This is a genomic window from Cupriavidus sp. SIMBA_020, assembly GCF_046535395.1.
Lineage (GTDB): Bacteria > Pseudomonadota > Gammaproteobacteria > Burkholderiales > Burkholderiaceae > Cupriavidus > Cupriavidus campinensis.
This window is the reverse complement of sequence record NZ_JAWRWU010000692.1, coordinates 1-268: the sequence shown is the minus strand read 5'-3', so window position 1 is coordinate 268 and position 268 is coordinate 1. Positions and strand designations below refer to the sequence as shown.

The window sequence follows — 268 nt, the reverse complement described above, 5'->3', positions numbered from 1 at the left end:
CCATCCTGGGCGCCGTGTTCATGACCATGGTGCCCGAACTGCTCAAGCTGGTGGTGGGCTGGCTGCCGGTGGGGGGCGATGCCCTGCGGCTGATCTCGCCGGTGCGCACCATTGTGTTCGGCCTGCTGATCGTGGGCTTTCTGATCTGCGAGCCGCACGGGCTCGCGGAAATCTGGCGCCGCGTGCGCCGCTACTTCCATCTGTGGCCATTCCGCACCTAGACGGCGGCCGCGTATTCCCAAGAGAACCAGGAGACGAAACCATGAAG

Annotated in this window: 1 pseudogene; it reads left to right on the top strand. The window is 64.9% G+C overall.

Annotation, left to right across the window (positions count from 1 at the left end):
• Positions 1 to 221: pseudogene (locus SB751_RS31095) on the top strand (branched-chain amino acid ABC transporter permease); the annotation flags it as partial.
• Between the last annotated feature and the right edge of the window lie 47 nt (positions 222 to 268).